Source organism: Nitrosomonas sp. Nm33, from assembly GCF_900107265.1.
Lineage (GTDB): Bacteria > Pseudomonadota > Gammaproteobacteria > Burkholderiales > Nitrosomonadaceae > Nitrosomonas.
On sequence record NZ_FNPJ01000119.1, the window covers coordinates 1 to 4,483 of the forward strand.

General features: G+C 44.8%; 4 protein-coding genes and 1 pseudogene. All 5 read left to right on the forward strand.

Translation table 11 applies throughout. The features are described from left to right. Nucleotides 1–280: 280 nt before the first annotated feature. Complete coding sequence (locus tag BLV54_RS14510) at nucleotides 281–1,093, forward strand: methane monooxygenase/ammonia monooxygenase subunit C (RefSeq protein ID WP_090572317.1); 813 nt, start codon at nucleotides 281–283, stop codon at nucleotides 1,091–1,093. Between the two features lie 182 nt (nucleotides 1,094–1,275). After that, the gene (locus BLV54_RS14515; protein WP_256329539.1) at nucleotides 1,276–2,193 is read left to right on the forward strand and encodes a methane monooxygenase/ammonia monooxygenase subunit A; all 918 of its coding nucleotides are present in this window, start codon (nucleotides 1,276–1,278) and stop codon (nucleotides 2,191–2,193) included. Then, nucleotides 2,193–3,455, forward strand: a complete 1,263-nt coding sequence (locus tag BLV54_RS14520; protein WP_090572318.1) for a methane monooxygenase/ammonia monooxygenase subunit B — start codon at nucleotides 2,193–2,195, stop codon at nucleotides 3,453–3,455. The genes BLV54_RS14515 and BLV54_RS14520 overlap by 1 nt, the downstream gene beginning before the upstream one ends. 108 nt (nucleotides 3,456–3,563) lie before the next feature. Next, nucleotides 3,564–4,133: a hypothetical protein gene (locus BLV54_RS14525; protein WP_090572319.1), complete on the forward strand. Its 570-nt coding sequence runs from the start codon at nucleotides 3,564–3,566 to the stop codon at nucleotides 4,131–4,133. A gap of 91 nt (nucleotides 4,134–4,224) precedes the next feature. Further along, nucleotides 4,225–4,483 (forward strand): annotated as a pseudogene (locus BLV54_RS14530) (hypothetical protein); the annotation flags it as partial.

Here is a 4,483-nt window from a genome sequence, read left to right on the forward strand (position 1 = left end):
ATAGATTTTATTTTTTGCTGAAATCCCCTGCTATAAATATGGAAAAACTACTTGACTAAAATGATGAAGGTGACTAGCCTGTAGAGTGTAGCCAGCAAAGGGTGTTGAGGTGTTGAACTTTTTAGCTGGAACAAAAAAAGGAGTAATTTAAAGGAAAGCTATTCGGAAGCCATGAAGACAGGAAGGTTTTTATGGGATGATGAGATAGCGAGTAAGAGTAATATCGTAGGTAAGTAACGATATACTTTTTCTAATAAATGAAAAACAGGAGGAAATTTAAATGGCAACTACAATGGGAACAAGCAGCGCAGCGTCTAGCGCTAGAGGCTATGACATGGCGCTGTGGTATGACTCGAAATGGTATAAATTTGGAATGGCAACAATGCTGGCGGTAGCGATCTTCTGGATCTGGTACCAGCGGACATTTGCCTATTCCCATGGTATGGATTCGATGGAACCTGAGTTTGATCGAATTTGGATGGGATTGTGGCGTGTACACATGACAGTTATGCCGTTATTTGCATTGGTTACCTGGGGTTGGCTCTGGAAAACCCGTGATACCAAGGAGCAACTGGACAATTTGGATCCAAAACTGGAAATCAAACGTTATTTTTACTGGTTGATGTGGCTTGGTATATACCTCTTTGGCGTATACTGGGGCGGTAGCTTCTTCACCGAACAAGATGCATCATGGCACCAGGTAATTATTCGTGATACCAGTTTCACACCTAGCCATGTTGTGGTGTTCTATGGTTCCTTCCCGATGTACATCGTATGTGGCGTTGCTTCATACCTGTATGCAATGACCCGTCTGCCTTTATACAGCAGAGGCATTTCCTTCCCGCTGGTAATGGCAATTGCAGGACCACTCATGATTCTGCCAAACGTAGGCTTGAACGAATGGGGTCATGCCTTCTGGTTCATGGAAGAGCTCTTTAGCGCGCCATTGCACTGGGGCTTTGTGATTCTGGGCTGGTCCGGTTTATTCTCAGGCGGTATTGCTGCTCAGATCATCACCCGTTACTCCAATTTGACGGACGTAGTCTGGAACAATGCAAGCAAGGAAATCCTTAACAACAGGATTGTTCCTTAATTCTATGGGCTTATAGTCTGATTTTTATTCCTGCTTCTGGGAAACCAGAAGTAGGAATGGAATAAGGCGAGTCGACTTATGTTGGGGATACGTGAAATAGTCGGCAGTTAAGAACACTTAGAAAAAGAAGGAATCGTCATGTCATATTTAATATCACAAGCTACAAAAAAAGAGAGGGAGTTATGAATGAAAGCGTAGTATGGGTACTATTATTTATACCTATTTTGTTTCTGTTTGTGCCGTTGCTGTCAAAAGGTGAAGGTTTCATGACAGGCATGTTCAGAACGAATGATATTCTGAAAGCAGCCAAGATGCCACCGGAAGCAGTGCACATGTCGCGGTCGATTGATCTGATCTATTTTCCGATTTTGTGTATCCTTTTGGTTGGAACCTACCACATGCACTTTATGTTGCTGGCAGGTGACTGGGATTTCTGGATGGACTGGAAAGATCGTCAATGGTGGCCGGTGGTTACACCGATTGTAGGCATTACCTACTGTTCAGCGATCATGTATTACCTCTGGGTTAACTATCGTCAACCATTTGGCGCAACACTTTGTATTGTCTGCCTGTTGGTTGGAGAATGGCTGACGCGTTACTGGGGATTTTACTGGTGGTCACACTACCCACTTAACTTTGTGACCCCTAGCACCATGATCCCAGGCGCATTGATGCTGGATATCACTATGTATCTGACCCGTAGCTGGCTGATTACTGCACTGGTTGGTGGTGGTTTCTTTGGTTTGTTGTTCTATCCAGGTAACTGGGTGATTTTTGGACCAACCCACTTGCCAGTCGTTGTTGAAGGTGTATTGCTTTCAATGGCAGACTACATGGCACACCTTTATGTCCGTACCGGTACACCTGAATACGTGCGCCATATTGAGCAAGGCTCACTGCGTACCTTCGGTGGTCATACCACAGTAATTGCTGCATTCTTCGCAGCGTTTGTATCGATGCTGGTATTCGTTGTTTGGTGGTACCTTGGTAAAGTTTATTGCACAGCATTCTTCTATGTTAAAGGCAAAAGAGGACGTATCGTGCAAAGAGATGACGTTACCGCGTTTGGTGAAGAAGGTTTCGCACAGGGGATCAAATAATGAATGTAAAAAACATATACAAACGAAGCGTGATGGGACTTTATGGAGTCGCTTACGCAGCAGCAGCACTAGCAGTAAGCTTGGTAGTCGATGTCACTCCGGTTGCAGCTCACGGGGAACGTTCTCAAGAACCATTCTTGCGGATGCGTACTGTTCAATGGTATGACATCAAATGGTCGCCAGAAATTACCAAAGTCAATGATTTAGCCAAAATACAAGGCAAATTCCATTTGGCTGAGGATTGGCCACGTGCGGCAGCTAAACCTAACCGTGCTTTCTTCAACGTGGGAAGCCCAAGTCCGGTGTTTGTTCGTCTGAGCACCAAGATCAATGGTCAGCCGTGGTTCATTGCCGGACCGATGGAAGTTGGTCGTGATTATGAAGTTGAAGTCGCTCTGAAAGCACGTATTCCAGGCCGTCATCACATGCATGCCATGTTGAGCGTGTTGGATGCAGGTCCAATTGCAGGACCCGGTGCATGGATGAATATCACGGGTAGCTGGGACGACTTTACCAACCCGGTCAAGTTATTGACAGGAGAGACCATTGATACCGAGACTTTCAACTTTACCAATGGCCTTACCTGGCACATCATCTGGATGACGTTAGGCTGCTTCTGGATAGGTATCTTTGTTGCCCGTCCAATGTTCTTACCGCGTAGCCGTGTGTTGTTGGCTTATGGTGATGAGCCCTTGATTGATCCACTGGATACTAAACTTGCCTGGGTTGTGGCAATTCTAACCTTGGCATTGGTGTGGGGCAGCTATCGCTATACGGAAACTAAACATCCGTATACAGTGCCAATCCAGGCGGGTGAATCAAAAGTAGCTCCATTGCCAGTTGCACCAAACCCAGTCGCTATTCAAGTAACTTACGCTAACTACGACGTACCGGGACGTGCACTGCGTGTGACCATGGAAGTTACCAACAATGGTGACAGCCCAGTCAAATTTGGAGAATTCACGACAGCGGGTATTCGTTTCATCAACTCTACTGGTCGTCAATACCTGGATGCGAGCTATCCACGGGAACTGATTGCAATTGGCCTGACGTTTGATGACGAATCAGCAATTCAACCTGGTGAAACCAAACAAATCAAAATGGAAGCTAAAGACGCCTTATGGGAAATTCAACGTCTGATGGCTCTGTTGGGTGACCCGGAAAGCCGTTTTGGCGGTTTGTTGATGTCTTGGGATGAAAATGGAAATCGCTATCTTAACAGCATTGCTGGTGCGGTTATCCCGGTCTTTACCAAGCTTTAATAAGTAGCAAAAAGCAATACAACCGGTGCACCCCTGTCGTGAGACAGAAAGGTGTGCCGGTTTTTTTTTAAATCATACTCGTTTTAATTATTAACAGGAGAATTTGTCGTGGTAAAGCAATTAACACAGGCGAGTATTGCGGCTTTTGTTCTTGTTGCGATGCTTTACGCGGGTAGTGTGATTGCCCATGGAAAAGTTTCTTTAGAGGAAGACCCGTGCGTGCGCCAGATAGGTGAAAACATGGTGCATCTAAGCACTTATCAGCCGCAATATGACGAGGGTGGGCATTACTGTACAGATATTCCATTAGCAGGAGATACCTATTTAGTCATCGATCTCATTGATTCAGCGGTGCGCAACATGCCTGTTGGCGTAAAAGTATATCGTGGCAGCGAAACGGATGGAGACATTGTGATGCAGCTACCCGCTAAACTTCACCCGGATGGAGTCATTAACGGCACCGGTAAGCTGGAAAAAGGATTGTATTCAGTCATTGTGACGGCAGAGGGCATTCCACCCTTAAAGTATCAATACCGATTGCGTGTTGAAATGGTTGATTATATGAAGCTGCTTCGTGCTTCCATAGCACCGGTGATGGGATTGCTGATATTGGCATGGCTGATCCATAAGCTTAAGCTATTGAAGCGGCTACGTAAATGGCGGGCTGCACATCATTAAAAAGATTAAAATAAGTGTTTTATCAATGAAATAATCATATAATAAAATATTTATTATTGTCGTTGAGGAAAAAATAATGTTGGTAAATGTAATGAAATCTATTTATAAATCAATGTTTATGGTTGCATTAGGGATGGCATATTCAATGCAGCTATATGCACATGGTGGGCTGTCACTGGCCGAAGATATGTGTAAGCTTACGATAGGGCCCTACACCATGCATTTTACTGGTTATCAACCTGAGAGCACGCAAGAGCAGGAATTTTGTGAAGATATTCCTTTGATAGGCCGTACCGTTGTTGCGCTGGATTATATCAATGAAGAACTGCGGCCAATGACGACTGAAGTGA

What these genes read in the sequence shown, in the direction of transcription:
- BLV54_RS14515 (WP_256329539.1), top strand. Translation starts at nt 1,276, where the DNA reads ATGAATGAAAGCGTAGTATGGGTACTATTATTTATACCTATTTTGTTT.
- BLV54_RS14520 (WP_090572318.1), top strand. Translation starts at nt 2,193, where the DNA reads ATGAATGTAAAAAACATATACAAACGAAGCGTGATGGGACTTTATGGA.
- BLV54_RS14510 (WP_090572317.1), top strand. Translation starts at nt 281, where the DNA reads ATGGCAACTACAATGGGAACAAGCAGCGCAGCGTCTAGCGCTAGAGGC.